The 24,483-nt window shown below is 65.0% G+C and carries 29 protein-coding genes; 13 read left to right on the top strand and 16 right to left on the bottom strand.

The genetic code is table 11. The features are described 5' to 3' along the window. Positions 1–2 precede the first annotated feature (2 nt). On the top strand, positions 3–830 hold the full coding sequence (gene nifM, locus ACLIIZ_RS16545) for a nitrogen fixation protein NifM (protein ID WP_416693878.1): 828 nt from the start codon (positions 3–5) through the stop codon (positions 828–830). Here nifM and ACLIIZ_RS16540 read toward each other — a convergent pair. From ACLIIZ_RS16540 to ACLIIZ_RS16530, 3 genes are all read right to left on the bottom strand, one after another. Next, positions 796–2,823 carry a sensor domain-containing diguanylate cyclase gene (locus ACLIIZ_RS16540; protein ID WP_416693877.1) on the bottom strand — a complete coding sequence of 676 codons (2,028 nt, stop codon included), beginning with the start codon at positions 2,821–2,823 and terminating at the stop codon, positions 796–798. The genes nifM and ACLIIZ_RS16540 overlap by 35 nt on opposite strands. A gap of 83 nt (positions 2,824–2,906) precedes the next feature. Continuing rightward, positions 2,907–3,599: a cytochrome b/b6 domain-containing protein gene (locus ACLIIZ_RS16535; RefSeq protein ID WP_416693876.1), complete on the bottom strand. Its 693-nt coding sequence runs from the start codon at positions 3,597–3,599 to the stop codon at positions 2,907–2,909. Between the two features lie 85 nt (positions 3,600–3,684). Next, complete coding sequence (locus tag ACLIIZ_RS16530; RefSeq protein ID WP_416693875.1) at positions 3,685–4,143, bottom strand: c-type cytochrome; 459 nt, start codon at positions 4,141–4,143, stop codon at positions 3,685–3,687. 242 nt (positions 4,144–4,385) lie between these two features. Here ACLIIZ_RS16530 and ACLIIZ_RS16525 point away from each other — a divergent pair, with 242 nt between their 5' ends. Beyond that, complete coding sequence (locus ACLIIZ_RS16525) at positions 4,386–4,688, top strand: hypothetical protein (RefSeq protein ID WP_416693874.1); 303 nt, start codon at positions 4,386–4,388, stop codon at positions 4,686–4,688. Between the two features lie 615 nt (positions 4,689–5,303). Here ACLIIZ_RS16525 and ACLIIZ_RS16520 read toward each other — a convergent pair. The 4 genes from ACLIIZ_RS16520 to purB all read right to left on the bottom strand — a co-directional run bounded on the left by ACLIIZ_RS16520 (position 5,304) and on the right by purB (position 7,919). Beyond that, on the bottom strand, positions 5,304–5,852 hold the full coding sequence (locus ACLIIZ_RS16520) for a hypothetical protein (protein ID WP_416693873.1): 549 nt from the start codon (positions 5,850–5,852) through the stop codon (positions 5,304–5,306). Positions 5,853–5,950: 98 nt separating this feature from the next. After that, positions 5,951–6,268 (bottom strand): DUF2322 family protein, encoded by a 318-nt coding sequence (locus ACLIIZ_RS16515; protein ID WP_416693872.1) that lies wholly within the window; start codon positions 6,266–6,268, stop codon positions 5,951–5,953. Between the two features lie 11 nt (positions 6,269–6,279). Further along, the gene (locus ACLIIZ_RS16510; RefSeq protein WP_416693871.1) at positions 6,280–6,552 is read right to left on the bottom strand and encodes a hypothetical protein; all 273 of its coding nucleotides are present in this window, start codon (positions 6,550–6,552) and stop codon (positions 6,280–6,282) included. Next, on the bottom strand, positions 6,552–7,919 hold the full coding sequence (gene purB / locus ACLIIZ_RS16505) for an adenylosuccinate lyase (protein ID WP_416693870.1): 1,368 nt from the start codon (positions 7,917–7,919) through the stop codon (positions 6,552–6,554). Before purB ends, ACLIIZ_RS16510 begins: the two co-directional genes overlap by 1 nt. Before the next feature lie 94 nt (positions 7,920–8,013). Here purB and ACLIIZ_RS16500 point away from each other — a divergent pair, with 94 nt between their 5' ends. Then, complete coding sequence (locus ACLIIZ_RS16500) at positions 8,014–8,622, top strand: glutathione S-transferase (protein WP_416693869.1); 609 nt, start codon at positions 8,014–8,016, stop codon at positions 8,620–8,622. A 100-nt stretch (positions 8,623–8,722) separates the two neighbouring features. Next, positions 8,723–9,295, top strand: a complete 573-nt coding sequence (locus tag ACLIIZ_RS16495; protein WP_416693868.1) for an HD-GYP domain-containing protein — start codon at positions 8,723–8,725, stop codon at positions 9,293–9,295. A gap of 6 nt (positions 9,296–9,301) precedes the next feature. On the opposite strand, the gene mnmA is transcribed toward ACLIIZ_RS16495, so the two are convergent. From mnmA to ACLIIZ_RS16480, 3 genes are read right to left on the bottom strand one after another with little or no spacing between them, the layout of a single operon-like run. Then, entirely contained in the window at positions 9,302–10,399 is a 1,098-nt protein-coding gene (mnmA, locus tag ACLIIZ_RS16490) for a tRNA 2-thiouridine(34) synthase MnmA (RefSeq protein WP_416693867.1), read from the bottom strand. Continuing rightward, positions 10,392–10,940: a hypothetical protein gene (locus ACLIIZ_RS16485; RefSeq protein ID WP_416693866.1), complete on the bottom strand. Its 549-nt coding sequence runs from the start codon at positions 10,938–10,940 to the stop codon at positions 10,392–10,394. The genes mnmA and ACLIIZ_RS16485 overlap by 8 nt, the downstream gene beginning before the upstream one ends. After that, a complete protein-coding gene (locus ACLIIZ_RS16480) occupies positions 10,940–11,386 on the bottom strand; it encodes an NUDIX hydrolase (protein WP_416693865.1) in 447 nt (148 codons plus the stop codon). Before ACLIIZ_RS16480 ends, ACLIIZ_RS16485 begins: the two co-directional genes overlap by 1 nt. 90 nt (positions 11,387–11,476) lie before the next feature. Here ACLIIZ_RS16480 and ACLIIZ_RS16475 point away from each other — a divergent pair, with 90 nt between their 5' ends. The 7 genes from ACLIIZ_RS16475 to ACLIIZ_RS16445 are packed head-to-tail and all read left to right on the top strand — an operon-like array spanning position 11,477 to position 17,704. Then, positions 11,477–12,397, top strand: coding sequence for a branched-chain amino acid transaminase (locus ACLIIZ_RS16475; protein WP_374327340.1), 921 nt, complete (start codon positions 11,477–11,479; stop codon positions 12,395–12,397). 21 nt (positions 12,398–12,418) lie between these two features. Then, on the top strand, positions 12,419–12,607 hold the full coding sequence (locus ACLIIZ_RS16470) for a zinc-finger domain-containing protein (RefSeq protein WP_374327341.1): 189 nt from the start codon (positions 12,419–12,421) through the stop codon (positions 12,605–12,607). 36 nt (positions 12,608–12,643) lie between these two features. Beyond that, positions 12,644–13,657 (top strand): lipopolysaccharide heptosyltransferase II, encoded by a 1,014-nt coding sequence (gene waaF / locus ACLIIZ_RS16465; protein ID WP_416693864.1) that lies wholly within the window; start codon positions 12,644–12,646, stop codon positions 13,655–13,657. Then, positions 13,654–14,097: a YybH family protein gene (locus ACLIIZ_RS16460; protein ID WP_416693863.1), complete on the top strand. Its 444-nt coding sequence runs from the start codon at positions 13,654–13,656 to the stop codon at positions 14,095–14,097. Before waaF ends, ACLIIZ_RS16460 begins: the two co-directional genes overlap by 4 nt. Further along, complete coding sequence (locus ACLIIZ_RS16455) at positions 14,094–15,062, top strand: YheT family hydrolase (RefSeq protein ID WP_416693862.1); 969 nt, start codon at positions 14,094–14,096, stop codon at positions 15,060–15,062. Before ACLIIZ_RS16460 ends, ACLIIZ_RS16455 begins: the two co-directional genes overlap by 4 nt. 9 nt (positions 15,063–15,071) lie before the next feature. Beyond that, complete coding sequence (locus tag ACLIIZ_RS16450) at positions 15,072–16,451, top strand: phosphomannomutase/phosphoglucomutase (protein ID WP_416693861.1); 1,380 nt, start codon at positions 15,072–15,074, stop codon at positions 16,449–16,451. An 8-nt stretch (positions 16,452–16,459) separates the two neighbouring features. Next, positions 16,460–17,704 carry an EAL and HDOD domain-containing protein gene (locus tag ACLIIZ_RS16445; protein WP_416693860.1) on the top strand — a complete coding sequence of 415 codons (1,245 nt, stop codon included), beginning with the start codon at positions 16,460–16,462 and terminating at the stop codon, positions 17,702–17,704. A 41-nt stretch (positions 17,705–17,745) separates the two neighbouring features. Here the strand turns inward: ACLIIZ_RS16445 and ACLIIZ_RS16440 are convergent, their stop codons facing one another. Then, entirely contained in the window at positions 17,746–18,357 is a 612-nt protein-coding gene (locus tag ACLIIZ_RS16440; RefSeq protein WP_416693859.1) for an OmpW/AlkL family protein, read from the bottom strand. Positions 18,358–18,597: 240 nt separating this feature from the next. On the opposite strand from ACLIIZ_RS16440, the gene ACLIIZ_RS16435 reads away from it, so the two are divergent. Then, on the top strand, positions 18,598–18,915 hold the full coding sequence (locus tag ACLIIZ_RS16435; RefSeq protein ID WP_416693858.1) for a hypothetical protein: 318 nt from the start codon (positions 18,598–18,600) through the stop codon (positions 18,913–18,915). 4 nt (positions 18,916–18,919) lie between these two features. Here the strand turns inward: ACLIIZ_RS16435 and ACLIIZ_RS16430 are convergent, their stop codons facing one another. From ACLIIZ_RS16430 to ACLIIZ_RS16420, 3 genes are all read right to left on the bottom strand, one after another. Next, on the bottom strand, positions 18,920–19,225 hold the full coding sequence (locus tag ACLIIZ_RS16430; RefSeq protein WP_416693857.1) for a hypothetical protein: 306 nt from the start codon (positions 19,223–19,225) through the stop codon (positions 18,920–18,922). Beyond that, entirely contained in the window at positions 19,222–21,843 is a 2,622-nt protein-coding gene (gene alaS / locus ACLIIZ_RS16425; RefSeq protein WP_416693856.1) for an alanine--tRNA ligase, read from the bottom strand. Before alaS ends, ACLIIZ_RS16430 begins: the two co-directional genes overlap by 4 nt. Positions 21,844–21,956: 113 nt before the next feature. Continuing rightward, a complete protein-coding gene (locus ACLIIZ_RS16420) occupies positions 21,957–22,160 on the bottom strand; it encodes a hypothetical protein (RefSeq protein WP_416693855.1) in 204 nt (67 codons plus the stop codon). 166 nt (positions 22,161–22,326) lie between these two features. Between ACLIIZ_RS16420 and ACLIIZ_RS16415 the strand changes: the two genes are divergently transcribed. Beyond that, positions 22,327–22,494 (top strand): hypothetical protein, encoded by a 168-nt coding sequence (locus ACLIIZ_RS16415; RefSeq protein ID WP_416693854.1) that lies wholly within the window; start codon positions 22,327–22,329, stop codon positions 22,492–22,494. On the opposite strand, the gene ACLIIZ_RS16410 is transcribed toward ACLIIZ_RS16415, so the two are convergent. Together ACLIIZ_RS16410 and ACLIIZ_RS16405 are read right to left on the bottom strand one after the other, a co-directional pair. Further along, on the bottom strand, positions 22,468–23,199 hold the full coding sequence (locus ACLIIZ_RS16410) for a glycerophosphodiester phosphodiesterase family protein (protein WP_416693853.1): 732 nt from the start codon (positions 23,197–23,199) through the stop codon (positions 22,468–22,470). The two genes, ACLIIZ_RS16415 and ACLIIZ_RS16410, sit on opposite strands and share 27 nt — an antisense overlap. Further along, positions 23,199–24,467 (bottom strand): extracellular solute-binding protein, encoded by a 1,269-nt coding sequence (locus tag ACLIIZ_RS16405; RefSeq protein ID WP_416693852.1) that lies wholly within the window; start codon positions 24,465–24,467, stop codon positions 23,199–23,201. Before ACLIIZ_RS16405 ends, ACLIIZ_RS16410 begins: the two co-directional genes overlap by 1 nt. Positions 24,468–24,483 lie beyond the last annotated feature (16 nt).

Below are 24,483 nucleotides of genomic sequence, written 5' to 3'. Positions count from 1 at the left end.
CCATGTTGCATGCCTATCTCGAACTGAAACTTTCCTGGGAACTGTTTCAAAAGGGGCCGGAAACGCTCAGCGACCCGGAGCGCAACCGCCTCAGCGAAGTGGCAACCCGCCAGGACGGCATCGAACAGCGCATCCTGGCCAGTCCGCAGGCAACCCACGTGATGGTGCCGGGACCGACGCTGCAGACCCGCATCGCCGAGATTCGCGGCCGCTACCCGGATGCCGACGCCTTCGCCCAGGATCTCGAGCGCATCGGGCTCAGCGAAGCCGAGCTGGAGAAGGCGGTCGCCCGCGACCTGCGCGTCGAAGCCGTGCTCGACCGCGTCGCCGCCGCCGAAGCGCCGGTCAGCGAGGTCGACGCGGAAATCTACTACCGCCTGCACCAGGACGCCTTCGACCGGCCGGAAGCGCGCCGCCTGCGCCACATCCTGATCACCTACAATTCCCCGCAACAGGCCGCCGAGGCCCGCAAGACGCTGGAAAAGCTACGCACGACGGCGCACGAGCGCGAGAAATTCGCCGCCGCCGCGCTGCGCCACTCGCAGTGTCCGACCGCGCTCGAAGGCGGACTGCTCGGCGTCGTCCGCCGCAAGCAACTGTTCCCGGAGCTCGAAGCGGCGGCCTTTGCCCTGGCCGAGGATGGCATCAGCAGCGTGCTCGAATCGGAAGTCGGCCTGCACATCCTGCGTTGCGACGAAATCCTGCCCAGCGGCCTGCTACCCTTCGCCGAGGTGCGCGAGCGCATCATCGAACGCCTCACCGACAAACGCCGCCGGGAAGCGCAGAAACGCTGGATCAGCGGTCTGCTGGCGCAGCGTCGCCAGGCTTGAGTTCGGCCGCGAAGTCGGCTTCGACCCGGTTGCGGCCGGCCTGCTTGGCCCGGTAAAGCGCCTGATCGGCGCGCCGCAGCGGCTGCTCGTGACTGCTGTCGCCGGCCCGGAACAGGGTGACGCCGATGCTGATGGTGACCGTGATGGCGCCGGCACTGGTAGACGCCGCCTCGTTGGCGACGTTCTGGCGCAGGCGCTCGGCAGCGGCAAGCGCGGCCACCTCGTTGTCACCGGGCAAAAGCACGGCGAACTCCTCGCCCCCCAGGCGACCCGCGATATCGACGCGGCGCAGCGAACGGCGCAGAACCTCGGAAAAATGGCGCAGCACCTCGTCGCCGACGGCGTGGCCCCAGGTGTCGTTGACCCGCTTGAAGCAGTCGAGGTCGATCATCAACAAGGCCACGTGGTGCCCATTGCGCTGCCAGCGACTGATCTCGATGCCGAGCAGTTCGAGGAAATAACCACGGTTGTTCAGTCCGGTCAGCGTGTCGGTCCGGGCCAGCCGGGTCAATGCGGCTTCCTTCTCCTTGAGTTCGCCGATGTCGTGAAAAACGACGACGGCACCGCCATAGCCCAGACCTTCGCGGATCGGCGACACCGTCATGCGCACCGGGAAGATGCCGCCGTCGCTGCGGCGCAGCCATTCCTCCTGGGTCCGCGTCTGACCGTCGCCCAGGGTCAGCGCCACCGGACAGGCCGCCTCCTCGCAAGGCTGCCCATCCGGACCGCGCAGATGAATCAGCGCGTGCAGGCGCTGGCCGATCACGGCGTCCTGCGCATAGCCCAGCATCTTCTGCGCCGCCGGATTGATGAAGGTGACCACCTGTTCGCGATCGACCCCGAAAATCCCCTCGCCGGCGGTGCGCAGCAGCACCTCGTTCTGATGCAGCAATTCGGCGATGCGCGCCGTCTGCCCGGCGAGCTGGTTCTGCCATTCGCGGCGCGAGGCGCTGACCAGGAAAAACAGCAGCAACTGCGTCACGAGATAGGCGATCAACAGGTTCTGGAAGGCTCGCTGCTTGAATTCGCGCGTGCTCGCGATGATGCTGCCGACGTCCTGCCAGATCAGCACCGAACCGATCGCCGGTCGCGCCGGATCGAGACGCCCCGGGTAATCGCGCAGGGGAAAGCGGATCAGCTGGAAATCATGGCCATCATGGCGCAGCAGATCGCTGCGGAAACTGCCGCCGTACTCGGGCAGCGCGCTGGCCGCCATCCACTCGGCCAGCTCGCCGCGCGAGGCGGCCAGCAGGTAGCAGCAGGCGCCCGGCTGCTCTTTCGGGGCCAGCGGCCGGTAGTTCTCCCACATCGCTGCGGTGACCGCCTGCGGATCGAGCAGTACGCCGAAGCCGACCGCGGTGCGCTCGCTCAAGCGCTGGATGTAACCGTCGAAAGCGATGCCGATTTCCAGCAAGCCGACGAGATTCTCGCGCCCGTCCGGCAAACGATCGAGCACCGGCGCCGCCCCGCGGATGCCGGCAAAAGCGCGGCCAGTCTCGAAACCGCTGGCCACTTGCCGCAACTCCTCGACGTTACGCAACAGGTAACGCAGTTCGCCCAGGCTGTCGCCGAACTGCGTCGGCGCGTGAAAACGCAGGAAGGAAGTGAGGTCCGGCAACAGATACTGCATCTGGCGGACACCGACCTCCCGTTGCAGGTAGTCCCACTGCTGCTGCCGGTGCGCCGCCAACGCGGCGCGCACCGCGGCCGCCCGCGCACCGCCGGCAGCACCGCCCTCGGCCGCCACCGCCTCGCCAGCGGCACGCATCAGGCGGATCGTCTCCGGATCGGCGGCGATCGTCCCGGCCAGCGCCATCATCTGCTGCTCGAGTTCGCCCTGCGACAACTCGTAAGCTGTTTTCAGGCGCCTCGCTTCGCTCTCCAGGCTTTCCGCCAGACGACCATCGGCGAGGCGCGCGCCAAACAGCGCGACACCGGCAAAAACCGACATCAGCAACAGACTGGCCAACGCGACGATGACGCGATAGGACATGGCTTCCGGATGGCAGAAAATGAACTCGGTCCATTATAGGCACCGGCCCTCCGGTCGCAATTGAAGTTTTTTGCCGAAAAGTCTCACCAAGCCGGGGTTTCAACAGCCGGTGGCGGTGGCGGCGGCTCCGGCAACCAGCTACCGCTGGCCAGGTACACGGCGAGCCCGGCAATCGCCAGGGCGACAAGCAGCGCCAGCCAGCCTCCACCTTGCGCTGTCTCGCCCTCGTTCACTTCCTTCCAGCCGGTGAGCATCGGCTTGACCAGGTTGTCCTTCTTCACCCGGGCATAGAAGACGATCGCCGCGATGTGCAGCGCCACCAGCAGGATCAGCAGGTTGACCACGGCCTTGTGCCAGCCGGTCGCCACGTTGCTCAGATCACGGCCGACCAGATCGAAGAGCGGGCCGACGAAGGCGATGTCATCGTTGGCCACGAGGCCGGTCAACAACTGAATGCTCAGCAGGCCGAGCAGGGCAAACACCGACAAGGCCCCCAGCGGATTATGGCCAACGCCACGATGGCCGCGGCGCAGGTAGGCGGAAATCCGCGCCGGCGTCGGGAAGAACTGGCCGAAGCGGGCATAGGTCGAGCCGGCGACGCCCCAGACCAGGCGGAAGGCGATCAGTCCGGCGAGCCCGACGCCAATCCTGCCATGCCAGTCGATCAGGTTGCCGCCTACCTTACCGGTTACCACCAGAGCGAGCACCGCCAGCACCAGTAGCCAGTGGAAGAGACGGGTCGGCAGATCCCAGACCCGGATTTTCTTGCTGTTCATTGCATACCTCTTTTCGTATTCCTTCGCGCCAAACGACAAGGGCGCCTCGCGGCGCCCCGATCCCTGCGTTCAGAACGCCGGAACCTTACTTGTTGTCCTTGCGGTAATCGTCGTGACAGGCCTTGCAGCTACCGCCGACCTTGCCGAACGCCGTCTTCACCGCTGCCGCGTCGCCGCTGGCGGCAACCTTGGCCAGCTCGTTGGCGGCCTGGTTGAAATCGCCAGCCAGTTTGCCGACCTTGGCGCCATCGGTGAACAGTTCGGGCTTGACGCGGGTTTCGGCCCAGCCCTTACCCTTGTCGCTGCCCGGCACATAAAGCGCGCCCATGCCGGAATTGGCGATCGCCTGAATGACGTTGGCGGCCTTGACCACCTCATCCTTGTTGTAGGTACCGTCGAGGTTGGCCTTGATCCGACCCATGCTCCAGCCCATCGTGGCATATGCCGACTGGCGCCACTTGATGGCATCCTCGACCTTGACCTGAGCGTGAGCGGTGGCGACGGTTGCGGTGGCGACCAAGGCTAGCAGCAACTTGCGTTTCATCGTGTAATCTCCGTTGTGTTGAAGGAAAATGATTGATTGAGCGAACCACTACTCCCCCGAAGTTCCCCGGCGATTATACGCGCCCGCCCAGGCTCCGGAGAGAAGGCTCGCTGAGTGATATTCACGAAAACGTTGAACGAATTCGAACGATAGGCCAATGGCAAACCTGAACCGGGCCCGCAACGCAGCGCCAAATCGACTTCCGCGCTAAGCTGGCGCAACAACATCCTGCCGGAGTACGCATGAAACGTGACGCCAACTGCCCGCTCTGCGGCGCCAAGCTTCCCTCCTCGGCCTGGCTCGACGCCTGTGACGAACTGCTCGACGGCGAACACGGCATCCTCGCCGCCCGCTGCCCGGCCTGCCAGGGCCGCCTCGAAGTCCTGGCGCAAACCGGCAGCCTGCAACTCGGCTACCGCAACGGCAACAATTTCACCGCTGCGCTCAGCCTCGACTATCCCGGACTACAGGTCGAAATCGCCGACGGTCGGCTCCACCTGCGGGCGGAGGAGCGGGAGTGGGTATTTGTCGAAGCGGAGGACTGAGCGGGTTCCGCACCTGACGCGTGGGCGTCTTTGGTTGATTAACCGTTGGGTTCCGCCGCTGACCGGCGGGCGTACTTTCTTCTTGTTTCGCCAAGAAGAAAGTAGCCAAAGAAGAAGGCGACCCTAGGTCGGCGCCCGCTGCGCGTGTGCCCTGCGCTACTCGGCCTTGGCGGGGGCTGCGCAACTCGGGGCTTTGCCCCTCAGACAGTGCTCGCCCTTGATCCGCCAACGCCTGCGTTGCTCGGCGCCTCCCAAGGGGCCCGGAAAACCGAGCGGAACGGAAACATACAAGGTTTAAACCTTGGCCATTCAGCAGAGACGCCTTTCGGGGCCCCCATGTGGAGCGCCGAGCAACGGAGAAGGGCCGGGGGCAGTCGGCGAGCACTGTCTGAGGCCCGCAGGGCCGAGTTGCGCAGCCGCCCGGCCCTTCGAGTAGCGCAGGGGAGTCGGCGCAGCCGACCGCGCAACCTGGGGTGGCTTTTTCTTTGGCTACTTTCTTTTTTCCACAAAAAAGAAAGTACGCCCGCCGGTCAGCGGCGGAACCAAGCGGTTCAACAACCAAGCACGCCCGCGCGTCAGGCGCGGAAAACAGCGCATCAGCAAGAAAATCAAAAATCAGGAAGCCTGAAACACAAAGGACAGCTTTTCAATCTTCCCGAATTCGATCTGCTGCTCCAGCGGAATACGAAAATACTTCCCTTGCTCCGCATCCAGCGCAAACGGGATCTTCGTCCTGCCGATCTCCTTGTCCAGCACGTCGTACACCGTGACCTTGAGCAACCCTGCCACCTTCCGTTCGGCGACGAGATAGGCGTCGATGCCGCGACTCTCGAGTTCCGTCCCCGGCGGCGTTTCCTGGACCGCCGTCACTTGAAACCCGGCCGCCGCCAGCGACGCATCGTTGACGACACGCTTGTCGGATTTCGCGACGCCTTTCTTGACCCCGCTTACGATGCTGCCAAGGCCGCTGGTCACGGATTCGGCCGCTGCGCCTCCCTTTTCTTCGAGCGCGGCGCCGACCCCTTTGACGAGATCGATTTTCTCCGATGCCATTTCCTTGCCCTTTTCTTCCGCTGTCTTCGATGAACAGCCAAGCGTCATGCAGCAAAAAAACACCGAAAACGCGGTCAGAACGACCTTGCCCCGTAGATCACGAAATTCCACACTGCCTCTCCCTGATAAAAATTATCGAATCGGCATTATGAAATAAAACCCGGGATCAGGGATGCACCGCGGACATCAATCCCCGGGCGCCGCGGCTATCACACCGCGAACACGTGCTTCACCCGCAAGGCCGGCGCGCCGGCCTCGATCTGCAGCAGGCGGGCGATGTTCGGGTGCTTGCCGGGGTTGGCGCGCTCGTCTTCGCCATGCTCGGCAAAGATTTCGATGCCCTTCTTTGCGGCTTCGGCGTTGATCGAACCGTAGGTCTGGGCGAGGTGGTTGTAGACGGCGAGCGAGCCCTGGCTGCCGGCCTTGTTTTCGATGCTGGCGACGACATTGCCGTCGGCGTCGAGCAGGTTGAGCGCGGCAAGGTGGGTGATACCGGGGAGTTTCTTGAGGTTTTCAGCGAAAGACATGGCAATCGGGATCAGGAAGAGGAAGAAGCGCGCCGCCAGCCGATCACCGCGCCCAGCGCGGCGAGGACAAGGGGCAGCGCGAGCAGCAGCGCCTTGACGGAAACCGCGTGCTCGCCCTGGGCCAGCAGCACGGTAACCAGCAGCAGTCCCAGCGCCAGACCGCCGACACCGCCCTTCAACGCGCTGCTGCTCACGCGCAGGCGGGCGATGCGACGCAGGGTGGCGCAATTCGGGCAGACGGCGGCGCCGTCCGGCGATTCGCCGCCGCAGTCGGGACAGGCCATCAGATGCGCTTGGCCAGTTCGGCGGCCTTGCCGGTGTAATCCCACGGGGTCAGCTTGAGCAGCTCGGCCTTGGCGGCTTCCGGAATGTCCAGCGTCGAGACGAAAGCCTGCATGCCGTCGCGCGAGACGCGGGTGCCGCGGGTCAGTTCCTTGAGTTTTTCGTAGGCGTTGGGCACGGCGTAGCGGCGCATCACCGTCTGGATCGGCTCGGCGAGCAGTTCCCAGTTGGCGTCGAGGTCGGCCTTCATCAGGTCGGTGTTGATTTCCAGCTTGCCCAGGCCCTTCAACAGCGAGTCGTAGCCGAGCAGCGTGTAGCCGAGGCCGACGCCCATGTTACGGAGCACGGTGGAGTCGGTCAGGTCACGCTGCCAGCGGGAGATCGGCAGCTTCTCGGCGAGGTGCTTGAGGACAGCGTTGGCCAGGCCGAGGTTGCCTTCGGAGTTCTCGAAGTCGATCGGATTGACCTTGTGCGGCATCGTCGACGAGCCGATTTCGCCAGCCTTGACCTTCTGCTTGAAGAAACCGAGCGAGATGTAGCCCCAGACGTCGCGGTCGAGATCGACCAGAATGCTGTTGGCGCGCGCGAAGGCGTCGAACAGCTCGGCCAGCGCGTCGTGCGGCTCGATCTGGATGGTGTAGGGATTGAAGGTCAGGCCGAGCGATTCGACGAACTTCTTGGCGAAGCCTTCCCAGTCGTAGCCGGGGTAGGCGGCGAGGTGGGCGTTGTAGTTGCCGACCGCGCCGTTGATCTTGCCGAGCAGCTCGACGCCGGCGATGCGGGCGCGGGCACGTTGCAGGCGGTAGGCGACGTTGGCCATTTCCTTGCCCATCGTCGACGGGGTGGCCGGCTGGCCGTGCGTGCGGCTCATCATCGGGATGTCGGCGTAGGCATGGGCCAGTTCGCGCAGCTTCTCGATGACCTGGTCCAGCGTCGGCAGCATCGCCTGTTCGCGGGCGCCCTGGCACATCAGCGCGTGCGACAGGTTGTTGATGTCTTCCGAGGTGCAGGCGAAGTGGATGAATTCGCTGACCTTGACCACTTCGGCGTTACCCTTGGTGTTGCCCTTGATCCAGTATTCGAGCGCCTTGACGTCATGGTTGGTGGTCGCTTCGATGGCCTTGACCTCGGCCGCCTGGGCCGGGCCGAAATTGGCGACCAGGGCGTCGAGTTCGGCGATGGTGGCCGGCGAGAAGGCGGCAATTTCCGTGAAATGCGGCTCGGCGGCAAGGGCCTTCAGCCATTCGATTTCGACCTTGAGGCGGGCCCGGATCAGGCCGAATTCGGAGAAGTGTTCGCGCAGCGCATTGACCTTGCCGGCATAGCGGCCATCAAGCGGGGAAAGCGCGGTCAGGGGGTTGAATTCCATGGAAGCATCCTTATCGTTAAGGGCAGGATTTTACCCGCCCGACCGCACCCTGCGCCATACGCTATAATTGCGCACCCCAATCCCAGAGCCTGTAATGAAGCTGATCGGTTCGCACACCAGCCCCTATACCCGCAAAGTACGGGTCGTACTGGCGGAAAAGAAGAAGGAATACGAGTTCATCGTCGACCACCCGCGGAGTCCGGACAGTTCGGTACCCGACCTCAATCCGCTGGGACGCATCCCGACCCTGCTGCTCGACGACGACACGGCACTGTTCGATTCCCGCGTGATCGTCGAGCACATCGACAACATCACGCCGAACAACAAGCTGTTGCCGGCGCCCAACCGCGAACGCACCGAGGTCAAGCGCTGGGAGGCGCTGGCCGACGGATTGTGCGACGCCGCCGTCAGCGCCGTGATGGAAGGCCTGCGCCCGGCCAACGAACAGAGCCCGGACTGGATCGCCCGCCAGCGCGACGCGATCGCCCGCACCCTGCGCTTCATGGAAACCCACCTCGGCGACAAGAGCTACTGCATGGGCACCCATTTCTCGCTCGCCGACATCGCCGTCGGCGTCGCCCTCGGCTACCTCTGCCTGCGCTTCCCCGACCTCGACTGGGCGACCGACCACCCGAACCTGGCCCGCCTCTACGAGAAGCTGATGCAGCGCCAGTCGTTCATCGACACCATACCAGTCGTCTGACCCCGGAAGCACTGTGGAACAAAGGCGCCGACAGGCGCCTTTTTTTCGAACTCGCGTCCCGCGGTGAGGTCAACCTGGCATTCCGGAGACAGGTAGCCCCATGAACCGCAAACTCAATTCCCTGTGCATCGCCCTCGCTGAGCGCGACCCGGAGACGCGCAGCCACTCCGACCGGGTGGCCGACCTGGCGCTTGAACTGGGGCGCCATATCGCGCTGCGCGACGACGAGCTCGACCTGCTGGCGCTCGGCGCCTGCCTGCACGACATCGGCAAGATCGGCATTCCCGACCGCGTCCTGCTCAAGCCGGGACGCTTCGAGCCGGCGGAAAGGGAGACGATGCGCCAGCACACGCTGATCGGCGAACGCATCGTCCGCGCCGTCGACGACGAGCGGGCGCCGGAGCTGGCAGCGCTGGTCCGTCATCATCACGAGAATTTCGACGGCTCGGGCTACCCGGACGGTCTGCGCCATACCGACATTCCGCTGACGGCGCGGGTACTGGCACTGGCCGACAATTACGACGCGCTGGCGACCAGCCGCCCCTATCACCCGGGGCGGCCACACCGGGAAATCATCGACATCCTGGCCGGCCCGGACGCCGAGAAGTTCGACCCCGACCTGCTGCACGCCTTCTGCCACGTCATCGAGCATTCGCCCCGACGCGCCGGCTGAGCCGCTTCAGCGGATGACACCGCCGCCCAGGCAGACCCGGCTTTCGTAAAGCACCACCGACTGGCCGGGGGTGAGCGCCCATTGCGGCTCGGCGAAGCGGATTTCGCAACTTTCGCCATCGACGCGCTCGACCTCGCAGGGCTGGTCGGCAGTCCGGTAGCGCGGCTTGGCGGTGTACACCCAATGGGTGTGTGGCGCCTGTCCGGACACCCAGCTCAGTTGCTCGGCGATCAGGTCGTCGCGCAGCAGCGCCGGATGGTCGTGGCCCTGGACGACGTAGAGCACGTTCTTTTCCATGTCCTTGCCAGCGACGAACCAGGCGTCGTGGTCGCCACCACCGGCCTGCCCCTTCTCCTTCAGGCCGCCGATGTGCAAGCCCTTGCGCTGGCCGATGGTGTGATACATCAGGCCGTCGTGGCTGCCCAGCACCTTGCCGTCGTCGAGACGGCGGATTTCGCCCTGCTTCGGCGGCAGGTAGCGACTGAGGAAGTCCTTGAACGGCCGTTCGCCGATGAAGCAGATGCCGGTCGAATCCTTCTTGGTGGCGACGTGCAGGCCCTCGGCCTCAGCGATTTTCCTGACCTCGCGCTTGTAGATGTCGGCCAGCGGGAACAGCGTCTTCGACAGCTGCGCCTGGTTCAGGCGGTAGAGGAAATAGCTCTGGTCCTTGGTCCCGTCCTCGGCTTTCAGCAACTGGTATTCGCCATTGAATTCGCGCACACCGGCGTAGTGGCCGGTGGCGATCTTCTCGGCGCCGAGCTGCAGGGCGTGGTCGAGGAAGGCCTTGAACTTGATCTCCGAGTTGCACAGGATGTCCGGGTTCGGCGTCCGCCCGGCCTGGTATTCGCGCAGGAACTCGGCGAACACGCGCTCGCGGTACTCGGCGGCGAAATTGACCACCTCGACGTCGATGCCGATGACGTCGGCGACGCTCATCACGTCAACCAGATCCTGGCGCGACGAGCAGTATTCGTCGTTGTCGTCGTCTTCCCAGTTCTTCATGAACAGGCCGATCACCTTCCAGCCCTGGCGCTTCAACAACAGCGCCGCGACCGACGAATCGACGCCGCCGGACAATCCCACTACCACGGTTCCCTTAGACATCGGGCCCAGCCCCTTTCTTCCATTCTTCCAGCGGCAGGATCACCGCCGGTTCTCCGTTGTTCACAAACCAGCTATCGACGACGTAGCGGCCGCCGCCCTTTTCCTCGATCACCGCCGACCAGTGGTTGGCAATCACGCCCAGCAGGTAACGCGGCTCCGCCGCCAGCACCCGATGCCAGCGCAGGTAGCCGAGGCGTTGCAGCATTTCCAGCAGGCGCGTCGTCGAGGTCGAATGGTCGATGCAATCCATCTTCCCCGGCGCGTCGCTGTCGGCATAGTTGCCTCCCCGGTCTTCACGCACCGGCGACTGTTCGCCAGCCCAGCGATAGAGGCGACCGACGACCTTGCCCAGGATGATGCGCTCGCTGGCCGGATCGCCGGCGTACGCCAGCAGGCGCCGGACTTCCCCCTGTTGCCCTGTGGAATAGCGGATCTCGGCTTGCGCGCTGCAGCCATAACCGTAACAGACGGCCACCATCTCGTCCGCCGTCGCCGCCCCCGAGAGCAGAAAAAAGGCCGCGGCGAGAGCAGCCTGTCGCATCAACCGTAATGCACCAGCAGGTCGAGCGGGTAACGCCGCCCGGCCAGATAGTCCTCGCAGCAGCGCAGGATCAGCGGACTGCGATGGCGTTCCTGCGTCGCCCGGACTTCGTCGAGCGTCAGCCAGCGGGCGCCGACGATGCCGTCGTCGAGCTTGCGCGCGGGATCGTGACCGCGCAGTTCGCCGGCGAAGGCGAAGCGCAGGTAAGTCAGATCCTTGGTCGGATGCGGCCAGTTGTAGATGCCGACCAGGTGCGTCGGCTTGAAATCGTAGGCGGTTTCCTCAAGCGCCTCGCGCACCACGGCGTCAAGCAGCGCCTCGCCCTGCTCGAGATGGCCGGCCGGCTGATTGAAGGCGAGCCCGGTCTCGGTTTCTTCCTCGACCAGCAAAAACCTGCCATCGCGATAGACGACGGCGGCAACAGTCACGTTCGGCTTCCAGATCATGCAAGGCTTCCTGCGTCAAAAGCATTATTTTAGCCGCTGATTTCGGCTAAAATTTCATGCTTTCAAGAGTGCATCACGGAGAATTCCACCATGTCCATGTCGGATCGCGACGGTTTCATTTGGCAGGATGGCAAGCTCGTGCCCTGGCGCGAAGCGACCACCCACGTCCTCACCCATTCCCTGCACTACGGCATGGGCGTCTTCGAGGGCGTGCGCGCCTACAAGACCGAATCCGGCACCGCGATCTTCCGCCTCAAGGAACATACCGAGCGCCTGTTCCGCTCGGCGCACATCTTCCAGATGCAGATGCCCTACTCGCAGGAAGAGCTGAACGAAGCGCAGAAGGAAGTCATCCGCGCCAACAAGCTGGAATCCGGCTACCTGCGCCCGCTCGCCTTCTACGGCTCGGAAAAGATGGGCGTCTCGCCCAAGGGCGCCAAGGTGCACGTGATCATCGCCGCCTGGCCCTGGGGCGCCTACCTCGGCGAGGAAGGCATGCAGCGCGGCATCCGCATCAAGACCTCGTCCTACACCCGCCACCATGTGAATATCACCATGGTCCGCGCCAAGGCCTCGGGTAACTACATGAACTCGATCCTCGCCAACAACGAGGCGACCACCGACGGCTACGACGAAGCCCTGCTCCTCGACCCGGAAGGCTATGCCTGCGAAGGCGCCGGCGAGAACCTGTTCATCGTCAAGAAGGGCAAGCTGTACACGCCGGACCTGACGGCCTGCCTGGAAGGCATCACCCGCGCCACGGTCATGCAACTGGCCGGCGAACTGGGCATCGAGGTGATCGAGAAGCGCATCACCCGCGACGAAGTCTACTGCGCCGACGAAGCCTTCTTCACCGGCACCGCCGCCGAAGTGACGCCGATCCGCGAACTCGACAACCGGCAGATCGGCCCCGGCCACCGCGGCCCGATCACCAAGGCATTGCAGGAAAAATATTTCGACGTGGTCTATGGCCGCTCGGCGGCGCACGCCGACTGGCTGGCCCACGTCTGATCCAAGCTCAGGGAGAGAACGATGTCCGACCACAAGACCGTCGAAGTCAGCGCCGCCGACCTGCCGCTGCACTGCCCGCAGCCGGGTTCCGCGCTGTGGAGCCAGCACCCGCGCGTCTTCCTCGACGTGCTGAAGACCGGCGAAGCGGTTTGTCCCTACTGCGGCACCCGCTACACCTTCGCGGGCGAAGCGCCCAAGGGCCATCACTGAGCCAGAGGCGGCGGGTGTGAAACCCGCCGTTTTTCCATGAACAAGGCCCTGATCGTCGCGCCGTCCTGGATCGGCGACACCATCATGGCGCAGCCGCTGTTCGCGCGCCTGCGCGAACGCCATCCCGGACTGCGCCTCGACGCCCTCGCCCCACGCTGGGTGGCACCGGTACTGCGGCGCATGGCGGAAATCGACGACATCGTCGACAACCCTTTCGCCCACGGCGAACTCTCGCTCAAGGCGCGCTGGCGCCTTGGCCGCGAGCTTGCCGGGCGCGGCTACGACGCCGCCTGGGTCCTGCCCAACTCGCTGAAATCGGCACTGCTGCCGTTTTTCGCCGGCATTCCGCAACGTGTCGGCTTCACCGGCGAAGCGCGTTACGGCCTGATCAACGTTCGCCACCATCTCGATGAAGCCACATTGCCGCTGATGGTCGAGCGCTTCGCACAACTCGCCGCAGCGCCGGGTGGCGTGCTGCATCGGCCGATCCCGCATCCCCGGCTGCGCTCGACCGACGACGACCGGCAGCGAACGCTCTCCGAACTCTCCATGGTCCGCCCGGACAAGCTGGTCGCCTTCTGCCCGGGCGCCGAATACGGCCCGGCCAAGCGCTGGCCGGCGGCGCATTTCGCCGAACTGGCGCGGAACCTGGCCGCCGCCGGCTACGTCGTCTGGCTGTTCGGCTCGCCGAAGGACCATGGTGTTGCCGAGGAGATCGCCGCCCTCGCCCCCGGCTGCTGCCGCAACCTGTGCGGCGCCACCCGCCTCGACCAGGCGGTGGACCTGCTGGCACTGGCCGATTTCGTCGTCTGCAACGACTCCGGGCTGATGCACGTCGCCGCCGCCGTCGACCGGCCGATCGTCGCCCTCTACGGCTCGTCGTCGCCCGGGTTCACGCCGCCGCTCTCCGAGCGCGCCGACATCGTCAGCCTGCAACTCGACTGCAGTCCGTGCTTCAAGCGCGACTGCCCGCTCGGCCACCTCGACTGCCTGAACCGGCTGCTGCCGGCGCAGGTTTTCGCCGCCTGTCAGAAATGGATGCAAGCATGAGCCAGCCCACCCCGCCTTCCACCACCCTGGCCTCGCCGGACGACGTCGAGCACGCCTTCTACGACGCGCTGGCCAGCGGCGATGCCGACCTGCTGATGCATTGCTGGAGCGAGGAGGATGAAAGCGTCTGCGTCCACCCGACCGGTGCCCGGCTGACCGGTGTGCCGCTGATCCGCGAAAGCTGGCGGGCGATCTTTTCCAGCACCCGCCTGCGCATCCACTGCGAAACCGTCGCCCGCTGGCAGGGATCGGTGATGGCGGTGCATCACCTGAGCGAAACCCTGTTCGTCGGCGACGATCCGGCGCCGCACGGGCCGCTCCACGTCACCCATGTCTATGTGCGCGGCGCCCACGGCTGGCGGCTCGCCTGCCGCCACGCCTCGGCCGCCGACGATGGCCACCAGGCGATGGCCGACGCCATCCCGCACACCCTGCATTGATTGCGCCAGCGCTGACGTCCTACCACGCCCCGGCCTGGCTACCGGGCGGCCACGCCCAGACGCTGTGGCCGCTGCTGCGCAAGCCGCGCCCGCTGCCGCTGCGCCGCGAACGCTGGGAAACACCGGACGACGACTTCATCGACGTCGACTTCGTCGATGCCGCCGACACGGCACCGACGCTGGTCCTGTTCCATGGTCTGGAAGGCAGTTCGCGCAGCCATTACGCGATCTCCACCGCGCTCGCCTGTCGCGCCGTCGGCTGGCGTTGCGTGCTGCCGCATTTCCGTGGCTGCTCCGGCGAACTCAACCGCCAGCCGCGTGCCTACCATTCCGGCGATTCCGCCGAAATCGACTGGATCCTGCGCCGGGTCCAGGGGCAATACGGCGGCCGGGTGCACGCCGCTGGCGTCTCGCTGGGCGGCAATGCCCTGCTCAAGTGGGCTGGCGAACAAGGTGCGGCAGCGGTCGCCGTCGTCACCGGCGTCGCCGCTTTCTGTCCGCCGCTCGATCTTGCCGCCTGCGGCCATCACTTGGCACAAGGCTTCAACCGCATTTACACCGCGCACTTCCTGGCCACCCTGAAGCGGGTTTCAGCCGAGCGCCTGCGGCGCTTTCCCGGGCTGTTCGACGAAACCCGGATGCGCCGGGCACGAACGCTGTGGGAATTCGACGACGCGGTCACCGGACCGGTGCATGGTTTTGCCGGTGCCGACGACTACTGGCAGCGCAGTTCGGCCAAGGCCTATCTGCAATCGATCGCGCTGCCGGCGCTGGTCGTCAATCCGCGCAACGACCCTTTCCTGCCCGCCCCTTACCTGCCGAGCAGCGCCGAAGCCGCTCCCTGCGTCCGCCTCGAACAGCCGGCCGGCGGCGGCCATGTCGGTTTCGTCAACGGGGGCTTTCCCGGGCGGCTGGACTGGCTGGCGCAAAGGCTTTTACACTTCTTCCTTTTCGAAACGCCATAGGCAGGAATCATGAGCCAGCCACTCCCCGCGGAAATCTTCAAGGCCTACGACATCCGGGGCATCGTCAACAAGTCGCTGACTGCCGATGTTGTCCGCCTGATCGGCCAGGCGCTCGGTTCGCTGGCGCTGGAACAAGGCCAGTCCGCCATCGCCGTCGGCCGCGACGGTCGCCTCTCCGGCCCGGAACTGGCCGGCGCGCTGATGGACGGTATCGTGTCCACCGGCTGCGACGCGATCGACGTCGGCTGCGTGCCAACCCCGGTCACCTATTTCGCCGCCTACGAACTGGGCTGCCATTCCTGCGTCTCGGTCACCGGCAGCCACAACCCGCCGGACTACAACGGGCTGAAGATGGTGATCGGCGGCACGACGCTGGCGCTCGACGCGATTCAGGATCTGAAGAAGCGCATCGAAGCCGGCAAGCTGAAATCCGGCCAAGGCGAAAAACGCAGCGCCGACGTGCTCGGCGCCTATGTTGAAAAGATCGTCGCCGACGTCAAGCTCGCCCGCCCGCTGAAAATCGTCATGGATTGCGGCAACGGCGTCGCCGGCGCAATCGCCCCGGAACTGTTCCAGCGCCTCGGTTGCGACATCGTGCCGCTTTACTGCGAGGTTGACGGCAACTTCCCGAACCACCACCCGGACCCGTCGAAGCCCGAGAATCTGGCCGACGTGATCCAGGCACACAAGGATAGCGACGCTGAAATCGGCATCGCCTTCGACGGCGACGGCGATCGCCTCGGCGTGGTCACCAAGGATGGCGAGATCATCTATCCGGACCGCCAGTTGATGCTCTTCGCCGCCGACGTGCTCTCCCGCGTGCCGGGCGGCACCGTCATTTACGACGTCAAATGTACCCGTCTGCTGGCGCCGTGGATTCGCCAGCACGGCGGCGTGCCGCTGATGTGGAACACCGGCCACGCGCTGGTCAAGGCCAAGCTCAAGGAAACCGGCGCCCCGCTGGCCGGTGAGATGTCCGGCCACACCTTCTTCAAGGAACGCTGGTACGGCTTCGACGACGGCTTGTACACCGGCGCCCGCCTGCTCGAAATATTGAGCCGCGCGGCCGATGCCAACGCGCCGCTGAAAACCCTGCCGAATTCGCCGTCGACCCCGGAACTCAACATCAAGATGGCCGAAGGCGAACCCTTCGCGCTGATCGACAAGCTGAAAGCGGCAGGCCGGTTCGACGGCGCCAGCGAAGTGATCACCATCGACGGCGTGCGCGTCGAATACCCGGACGGTTTCGGTCTGGCCCGCCCGTCGAACACGACGCCAGTCGTCGTGCTGCGCTTCGAAGCCGACGACACCGCCGCGCTGGCGCGCATCCAGGCAGCTTTCCGCCAGGCACTGAGCGCCGTCTGGCCGGGTATCGCGCTTCCTTTCTGAGCCCCGTCGTGAGCGTAGACGCCGAACAACTGTTTCTCGGGCGACAGCCCATCCTCGACCGCGAACAGCGGCTCTACGCTTACGAACTGCTCTTTCGCAGCGGCAGCCAGGACAACACGGCCACCGTCACCGACGGCGTCGCCGCAACGGCAACGGTGATCGCCAATGCCTTCGCCGAACTCGGCGTCGAGGCGGCGCTCGGCAATTGCCGGGGCTTCATCAATGTCGACCAGGAATTCCTGTTCAGCGACATGCTCGAACTCCTGCCCCGACACACGGTGGTGCTGGAAATCCTCGAAACGGTCAAACCCACGCCGGCCGTCATCGACCGCTGCCGGGCGCTGAAAGCCGGCGGTTTCGCGCTGGCCCTGGACGATGTCGTCGAATTCACGCCCGAGTACGACGAACTGCTGACCCTGGTCGACATCATCAAGATCGACATCCAGGCGCTCAGCCGCGTCCAGTTGATGCAGCTGACGCTGCAACTGCGGCCCAAGGGCAAGACCCTGCTCGCCGAGAAGGTCGATTCGCGGGAACAGATGGAGCAATGCCTGCAGCTAGGCTTCTCCCTGTTCCAGGGCTATTTCTTCGCCCGACCGACGATCATCGCCGGTCGTCGCCTCGACCACTCGCAACTGTCGCTGATGAAGCTGATGGGACTGCTGCTTGCCGATGCCGACACCGGCAAGATCGAGGCAGCGCTCAAATCCGAACCCGGCCTCACCGTCAACCTGCTGCGCATGAGCAACTCGGTCGCCGGCGGCATGACCGGGCACGTCAGCTCGCTCAACCAGGCGATCACCCTGCTCGGCCGACGCCAGTTGCAGCGCTGGCTGCAACTGCTGCTCTTCGCCTCGGGCAAACCCAACACCGACAACAACGCCCTGCTGCTGATGGCGGCCACCCGCGGCCGCCTGATGGAATTGCTCGCCGAAGAGATCCGGCCGGGCGATGCCAGTTTTGCCGATCAGGCCTTCATGGTCGGCATCATGTCGCTGATGCCTGCCCTGATCGGCCTGCCGATCCGCGACATCGTCACCCCGCTACCGATCGCCGACGACGTCAAAACCGCGCTCTGCGATGACCAAGGCATCCTGGCCAAACTCCTGGGCATCACGGAATGCAGCGAAAGCGGCGACCTGACAGGGCTCGCCGAACAACTCGCGCAGCAGCCCGAACTCGGCGCCAAGGCCCTGAACCGCGCGCAGACCGCTGCGCTGGCATGGGCCGGCACATTGGCATCGGAAAAATGAAAAAGGGGCCGAAGCCCCTTTTGCCAACCGGCTACTGACGCTCAGAAACGGTAACCGATGCCGATACCAGCGGTGATCGGGTTGAGATCGAGGTTGCCGAGTTTGGTATTGCCAACCTTGACGTCGGTATCCATCTGGATGTACTTGACGTCCATGTTCACCGACCAGTTCTTGTCCAGCGCGTAATCGAAGCCAACCTGGGCTGCCACACCGAAGCTGGAACGCTCGACATCTGCCCCCGGAATGACGAAATTGCCGCGGTCGTAGAACACCGTGTAATTCACGCCAAGGCCGACATAGGGCTTGAAGGCGCCGAGATTGGTGAAGTGATACTGCAGCATCAGGGAAGGCGGCAGCGCCTTGATCGTGCCGATCTTGGTCGATCCGGCATCAACCTTGACCTTCTGCGGATAGGTCAGGACCAGTTCGGCAGCGATGTTCGGGGTGAAGAAGTAGCTGAGGTCGACTTCCGGAATCCAGCGGTTCTGCGCCGCGATATCCAGGGTCTTGACCGCGTTGCTCTGGTCGTTTTCGAAGTTGATATGAACCGCACGGGCCCGCACCATGAAGCTCCCCTGATCGGCGGCCTGGGCCGGCAGCGAAGCCGCCAGTGCGGCGGCAAGCAGGGCGGACGAAAGAACTGGCTTGAACATGAACACTCCCTTTGTCGTTGTAGAAAACGACGATGCTAGACCTCTGCACATTCCGGATATTGACCCAAATCAAAATGCAATAAACAATTTATGCGGTTTTTTCTGATAGAAAAAACATTATCACATCCTAATATTCCGAATTCATGCAACGCGCTGTTACAAAACGGCGCGCTCGAAGCACAACGCAACCAGCCACTTGAGGGACAATAGCCACTTTTCAGGACGAGCCAGACCCCAGCCATGCCCAGAGCGTCACCCCCCTTTTCATCTGACATCCGGTTTGCGCGTGCCCCGCAAGGCATCGCTGGCAAACTGCTGACCGCGCTGTTCAGCGTTGGCCTGCTGGTGCTCGGCGTGATGTTCTCGCTGGTGGCGCTGGCAGTGGCGGCGGTGATCGGCCTGCTCTTCGCCGGCTGGTTCTGGTGGAAGACGCGCGCCCTGCGCAAGGCGCTGCGCGAAGCGACGCCGGCGGCAGCGACCGCGAGCCGCGCCGCCGACGGGGACATCATCGACGGCGAATGCGTCCGCGAAACCCCGTCCCGCGAACTGCTGCGCTGAGCGCTCAGCGCAGCTTCGGATTCAGCGAACCGCGGTTGTAATCCTTGTCGCCCGGCATCACGTAGCGGCCGATGCCGCCGAACACGATGCCCTGCGATTCGACCGGACGGGTCTTGTTTTCCGGGTAGTCGGCGGCCACTTTCTGCGCTGCCGCGGCCTTCGCCTGGTCCACATACTCCCAGCGACCGTTCGGAAACAGCCGGACCGGCTGACCGTCGGCGGTCACCGCGTCGAGCGGCGTCCGGTCGAGTTCGGCCGCCAGCGCTGGCCCGCAGGCCAGCGCGGCGATCAGCAGCAGCGCGCGCGTCACAGCTTGCCTTCGACCCAGGCGGCGACCGAGGCCAGCGCCGCCGGCAGATTTTCCGGCTGGGTGCCGCCGGCCTGCGCCATGTCCGGCCGACCGCCACCCTTGCCGCCGACCTGCTGGGCGACCAGGTTGACCAGCTCGCCGGCCTTGACCTTGCCGGTCAGGTCGGCGGTGACGCCGGCGATCAGCGTCACCTTGCCGTCGGCCACCGACGCCAGCACGATGGCCGCCGATTTCAGCTTGTCCTTCAACTTGTCCATCGTCTCGCGCAGCGTCGCCACGTCGGCGCCGTCGAGTGTGGTCGCCAGCAGCCTGGCGCCCTTGACCTCGACCGCCTGCGCCAGCAGGTCGTCGCCCTGCGAAGCGGCCAGTTTGGATTTCAGACGGGCGACTTCCTTTTCCAGCGCGCGGACATGGTCGAGGATGCCGGCAACGCGTTCGCCGATGTCGTCCGGCTGCGTCTTCAACAGCGCCGAAATGCCGGCGACGCGGCTTTCCTGGGTCTGCACATAGGCCAGCGCGTTGTTGCCGGTGATCGCTTCGACACGGCGCACGCCGGCAGCGACGCCGGCTTCCGAGACGATCTTGAACAGACCGATGTCGCCGCTGCGGGCAACGTGGGTACCGCCGCACAGTTCCTTGGAGGAGCCGATGGCGACGACACGCACTTCATCACCGTACTTCTCGCCGAAGAGCATCATCGCGCCCGACTTCTGGGCGTCGTCGATGCCCATCACGCGGCTGTCGGTGGCGGCGTTGGCGAGAATCTCGGCGTTGACGATTTCCTCGACCTCGCGGATTTCCTCGGCGCTCAGCGGCGAATTGTGCGCGAAGTCGAAACGGGTCTTGTCCGGATCGACCTGCGAGCCCTTCTGCTGGACATGGGCGCCGAGCACTTCGCGCAGCGCCTTGTGCATCAGGTGGGTGACCGAGTGGTTGCGGGCGGTGGCGGCGCGGGCGACGGCATCGACGCGGGCGCCGACTTCCTGGCCGAGCGCCAGCTTGCCGGTCTTCAGGATGCCGTGGTGGCCGAACACGGCTGCCTGGATCTTCAACGTATCCTCGACCGCGAAGATGCCGCCGACGCCCTTGAGTTCGCCGCGGTCGCCGCACTGGCCGCCGGATTCGGCGTAGAACGGGGTGTGGTCGAGAACGACGACGCCGAGGTCGCCTTCGTGCAGTTCAGCGACCGCCGCTCCGTCCTTGTACAGCGCCAGCACCTTGCCCTTGGCTTCGAGCGACTCGTAGCCGTGGAAGGTCGTTTCGGCGCCGGCGTATTCCAGATTGACCGCCATCTTGAACTTGCCGGCGGCGCGCGCCTGTTCCTTCTGGCGGGCCATTGCGGCATCGAAGGCGGCGCCGTCGACGGTGACGTTGCGCTCGCGGCAGATGTCGGCGGTCAGATCGAGCGGGAAGCCGTAGGTGTCGTGCAGCTTGAACGCGGTTTCGCCGTTGAACACCGTAACACCCTTGTCGGCCATCGCAGCGAGTTCGCCTTCGAGGATTTCCATGCCGTTCTCGATCGTCGCGAAGAAGCGGTCTTCTTCCTGCTTCAGCGTGGCGACGACCTTGGCCTGGTTTTCCTTGAGTTCCGGATAGGCCTCGCCCATCTCGCCGACCAGGTCGGGCACCATCTTGTGGAAGAAGGCGGCGCGGGCGCCGAGCTTGTAGCCGTGGCGGATGGCGCGGCGGATGATGCGGCGCAGGACGTAGCCGCGACCTTCATTGCCCGGGATGACGCCGTCGGCGATCAGGAAGGAGCAGGCGCGGATGTGGTCGGCGAGCACCTTCAGCGACGGCGAATTCATGTCGGCGTCGCTGGTTTCGCGAGCGGCAGCGGCGATCAGCGCCTGGAACAGGTCGATCTCGTAGTTGGCATGCACGCCCTGCAGCACGGCGGAGATGCGTTCCAGACCCATGCCAGTGTCCACCGACGGCTTGGGCAGCGGGTGCATCACGCCGGCTTCGTCGCGGTTGAACTGCATGAAGACGTTGTTCCAGATCTCGATGAAGCGGTCGCCGTCTTCTTCCGGCGATCCCGGAGGGCCGCCCCAGTGCTTTTCGCCGTGGTCGTAGAAGATCTCGGTGCACGGGCCGCAGGGGCCGGTATCGCCCATCATCCAGAAGTTGTCGGAAGCGTAGCGGGCGCCCTTGTTGTCGCCGATGCGCACGATCTTCTCGGCCGGCACGCCGACTTCCTTGTGCCAGATGTCGTAGGCCTCGTCGTCCTCGGCATAGACCGTGACCATCAGCTTGTCTTTCGGCAGGCCATAGACCTCGGTCAGCAGTTCCCAGGCGTACTTGATCGCGTCGCGCTTGAAGTAGTCGCCGAAGCTGAAGTTGCCGAGCATCTCGAAGAAGGTGTGGTGACGCGCGGTGTAGCCGACGTTCTCGAGGTCGTTGTGCTTGCCGCCGGCGCGCACGCATTTCTGCGAGGTGGTCGCGCGCGTGTAGGGCCGCTTGTCGAAGCCGAGGAAAACATCCTTGAACTGGTTCATGCCGGCGTTGGTGAACAGCAGCGTCGGGTCGTCGTGCGGGACGAGCGACGAGGAGGCGACGATCTGGTGCCCCTTGGCGGCGAAGAAGTCGAGGAATTTCTGGCGGATTTCGGCGCTTTTCATGAAGGTTCTGCCCGGCGGGCTCGCTAAATACGGAATCCGTGATTTTAAAAGAAAAACCCGCCGGACGGCGGGTTTGTCCGCCCAATACGACGGGCGACACCGGCAGATGCGCATTACATGCCGTAGCGGGCGTAACGCTCATGCTGCCAGCGCTTGTCCTGCCAGCGGGCATGCTGGCGATCGTTCTTCTGGCGCTGGATGCGCGCACTTTCCCGGGCCTGCGCCTGGTGCAGCATTGCCCGCTCGTGCCGGGTGACGACGCCGTCGGCCTTGGCCCGCGCTTCCATGCGGGCGATCCGGTGCTGCCCGCGCTGCAATTGCAGCGTCTCGTGCCGGGTCAGACTGCCCCGGGCGACGCCCTGCTCGATGCGCTGCTACTGGCGGAACTGCTCGTGATCGACGCGCGGCGAGCCTTGACCGGCCAGGGCAAGACCGCTGACCGCCAGGGACAGGGTGACGACGAGAAGGGAACGGATGGCTTTCATGATGATTCTCCTTGCTGGGGTTTCGACGCTTCCCATTGAAGTGCCGAACGAGCAGGAAATCACGCCGGCAATGCAAGGCTTTGTAAGCAAAGGTCGCTGCCGACCGGTGGCGAAACAGCTTGTTGCAACCCGCGGCGCCTTAGCCGATGGCGGAGCGATCGGCTAGCGCCTGCGGCAGAAAGCGATCGAGCGGGTCGACGAACACCCCGGCAACGCCGATCCCGAACAGGTAATCGGCCAGCGCCGGTGTCTGCAGCGTGTAGGCGCGCACCGCCAGGCCGAGCCCGGCGCATTCGCGGACCAGTGCCGGCGTCACCAGCGCCAGGTCGAGGTGCAGCGCGACGACGCCCAGGCGCCGCGCTTCTGCCCGCCAGTCGTCGGGCAGCGCGGCAAGCAACCAGGCGCGCGGCAGATCGGGAATTTCCGCTTGCAGCACCTGCAGCGCAGTGCGGGAAAACGAGGAAAACAGCAGCGGCGATGCCAGCCAGTCTGCCCTGACCTCGGCCGCTACGCGCTGCGCGGTCTGGCGCTCGAATCCGCTCGCCGGTTTGACCTCGACATTGGCGAGCAGACCGAATTCGCCGCACAGGCGGACAGCCTGGGCAAAACGGGGCGGCGGTTCGCCACCGGCGTCAAGGGCGAACAGCGCCGCGTCGTCGGTCGTCGCGACGGCGCCGCTGCCGTTGGTCGTGCGCTCCAGCGTTTCGTCGTGGATCAGCACGGGCGTGCCGGAGCCCGACAACATGACGTCGAACTCGACCGCCCGGTAGCCGAGTCGCGCCGCCAGCCGGATGCCGGCCAGCGTGTTTTCCGGCGCCAGCGTGCCGCCGCCGCGATGCGCAAAGTATCGCGGCGGCGGCGGCGCAAGCATCAGAAGGGTTGCAGCTTCTTCAGCGCCGGCTGCGCCTTGAGCAAGGAATTGCCGCGCATCACCGCGGTATCGAGCGCCGCCTTGGCCGGCTTGCGGTCGGCCCAGACGGCGGCGAGCTCCTCATCGGTGATCAGGCGGGTGTCGTCGACGCGGCTGACCTGCGCCACCGGCCCGCTCCCCGGCCCGCGTAGCGAGGCGTAGGCGGCTTCCAGCGCCTGCCGGCCATCCTGCAGCAGGCGGCTGAGCGAGGCCAGACGGGCGGCTTCGGTGAGCGGCAGACCGCCGTGGTTACGCACCAGTTCGACCTGGATTTCCGGCGACAGCAGGTAATTGACGAACTTCGCCGCCTGCTTGTACTCGGCCGCCGACTTGCCGGCACCGACCCACAGCGACGAGCCGCCGACCAGCGTCGGCCGGCGGCCGCCATAGACGTCGTCGTGGTAAGGCATCGGCGCGACCCCCAGTTCAACGCCACGGGCGTCCTGGAAGTCCGCGTATTCCCGGGAATCGGTGGTGATGATCGCGCATTCGCCTTCCTTGAAACGCGCACTCGCCTCGTCGGCATTGCCGTACTGGCGGAAATAGTGCGCCTTGCTCCAGGTGGCCATCATCGCCACGTGCTTGACCTGCGGCAGGCCATTGAATTTCAGACCGGTCTTGGCGTCGATCGCCGGCACGCCGGAGACCGCGCTGACATTGTCGATATGCACCCAGGTCGGCCAGGACGAAGCATAAGGACAGTCGTAGCCCACCGCCTGCAGCTTGTCGAGATAGCCCTGCATTTCGAACCAGGTCTTCGGCGGCTGCTCGGGGTCGAGCCCGGCTTTGCGGAAAGCCAGCTTGTTGTAGAACATCACCGGCGTCGAATAAAGCACCGGCAAGGCGACCAGGCGCCCCCTGCCGTCGGTGACGCTCGGCTTGAGGACTTCCGACAACTGCACCGACAAGGCCACGCCCGCCTTGCTCATCATCGAGTAAAGCGGCACGAAGGCTTTCGGCTGGCTGAAGACATCTTCCGTCTGATAGCGGCCGAGCAGGTTCAGGGTTGCCGGCTTGTCGCCCTTGTGCAAGCGGACCAGCTTGATCTGCCCACCGGTTTCCTTGTGGAAACGCTCGATCACGGCCGCCAGCTTGGCTTCGTTGGCGGCATCCAGATTGTGCGCCAGGGTTGGCACGGGAGCCGGCGCTGGCGCCGGCTTGGCGGCAGCGACCGAAAAGGGAAGCACCGCAGCGGCGGCGACCAGTAATACACGAAAAACTTGCGACATCTGCCCCATCCAGCAA

The organism is Azonexus caeni, assembly GCF_048146105.1.
GTDB lineage: Bacteria > Pseudomonadota > Gammaproteobacteria > Burkholderiales > Rhodocyclaceae > Azonexus > Azonexus aromaticus_B.
Note: the sequence above shows the minus strand (reverse complement) of the source record. Positions and strands in the feature narration are given on the sequence as shown.

Coding starts and splice junctions, on each gene's coding strand:
- mnmA (WP_416693867.1), bottom strand. CDS start 10,399: ATGTCTAAGGGAACCGTGGTAGTGGGATTGTCCGGCGGCGTCGATTCG.
- ACLIIZ_RS16460 (WP_416693863.1), top strand. CDS start 13,654: ATGAGCCAGCCCACCCCGCCTTCCACCACCCTGGCCTCGCCGGACGAC.
- ACLIIZ_RS16540 (WP_416693877.1), bottom strand. CDS start 2,823: ATGTCCTATCGCGTCATCGTCGCGTTGGCCAGTCTGTTGCTGATGTCG.
- ACLIIZ_RS16450 (WP_416693861.1), top strand. CDS start 15,072: ATGAGCCAGCCACTCCCCGCGGAAATCTTCAAGGCCTACGACATCCGG.
- ACLIIZ_RS16500 (WP_416693869.1), top strand. CDS start 8,014: ATGAAGCTGATCGGTTCGCACACCAGCCCCTATACCCGCAAAGTACGG.
- ACLIIZ_RS16480 (WP_416693865.1), bottom strand. CDS start 11,386: ATGATCTGGAAGCCGAACGTGACTGTTGCCGCCGTCGTCTATCGCGAT.
- ACLIIZ_RS16525 (WP_416693874.1), top strand. CDS start 4,386: ATGAAACGTGACGCCAACTGCCCGCTCTGCGGCGCCAAGCTTCCCTCC.
- waaF (WP_416693864.1), top strand. CDS start 12,644: ATGAACAAGGCCCTGATCGTCGCGCCGTCCTGGATCGGCGACACCATC.
- alaS (WP_416693856.1), bottom strand. CDS start 21,843: ATGAAAAGCGCCGAAATCCGCCAGAAATTCCTCGACTTCTTCGCCGCC.
- ACLIIZ_RS16410 (WP_416693853.1), bottom strand. CDS start 23,199: ATGCTTGCGCCGCCGCCGCCGCGATACTTTGCGCATCGCGGCGGCGGC.
- purB (WP_416693870.1), bottom strand. CDS start 7,919: ATGGAATTCAACCCCCTGACCGCGCTTTCCCCGCTTGATGGCCGCTAT.
- nifM (WP_416693878.1), top strand. CDS start 3: ATGTTGCATGCCTATCTCGAACTGAAACTTTCCTGGGAACTGTTTCAA.
- ACLIIZ_RS16405 (WP_416693852.1), bottom strand. CDS start 24,467: ATGTCGCAAGTTTTTCGTGTATTACTGGTCGCCGCCGCTGCGGTGCTT.
- ACLIIZ_RS16470 (WP_374327341.1), top strand. CDS start 12,419: ATGTCCGACCACAAGACCGTCGAAGTCAGCGCCGCCGACCTGCCGCTG.
- ACLIIZ_RS16530 (WP_416693875.1), bottom strand. CDS start 4,143: ATGAAACGCAAGTTGCTGCTAGCCTTGGTCGCCACCGCAACCGTCGCC.
- ACLIIZ_RS16440 (WP_416693859.1), bottom strand. CDS start 18,357: ATGTTCAAGCCAGTTCTTTCGTCCGCCCTGCTTGCCGCCGCACTGGCG.
- ACLIIZ_RS16535 (WP_416693876.1), bottom strand. CDS start 3,599: ATGAACAGCAAGAAAATCCGGGTCTGGGATCTGCCGACCCGTCTCTTC.
- ACLIIZ_RS16515 (WP_416693872.1), bottom strand. CDS start 6,268: ATGTCTTTCGCTGAAAACCTCAAGAAACTCCCCGGTATCACCCACCTT.
- ACLIIZ_RS16415 (WP_416693854.1), top strand. CDS start 22,327: ATGATGATTCTCCTTGCTGGGGTTTCGACGCTTCCCATTGAAGTGCCG.
- ACLIIZ_RS16495 (WP_416693868.1), top strand. CDS start 8,723: ATGAACCGCAAACTCAATTCCCTGTGCATCGCCCTCGCTGAGCGCGAC.
- ACLIIZ_RS16435 (WP_416693858.1), top strand. CDS start 18,598: ATGCCCAGAGCGTCACCCCCCTTTTCATCTGACATCCGGTTTGCGCGT.
- ACLIIZ_RS16485 (WP_416693866.1), bottom strand. CDS start 10,940: ATGCGACAGGCTGCTCTCGCCGCGGCCTTTTTTCTGCTCTCGGGGGCG.
- ACLIIZ_RS16510 (WP_416693871.1), bottom strand. CDS start 6,552: ATGGCCTGTCCCGACTGCGGCGGCGAATCGCCGGACGGCGCCGCCGTC.
- ACLIIZ_RS16475 (WP_374327340.1), top strand. CDS start 11,477: ATGTCCATGTCGGATCGCGACGGTTTCATTTGGCAGGATGGCAAGCTC.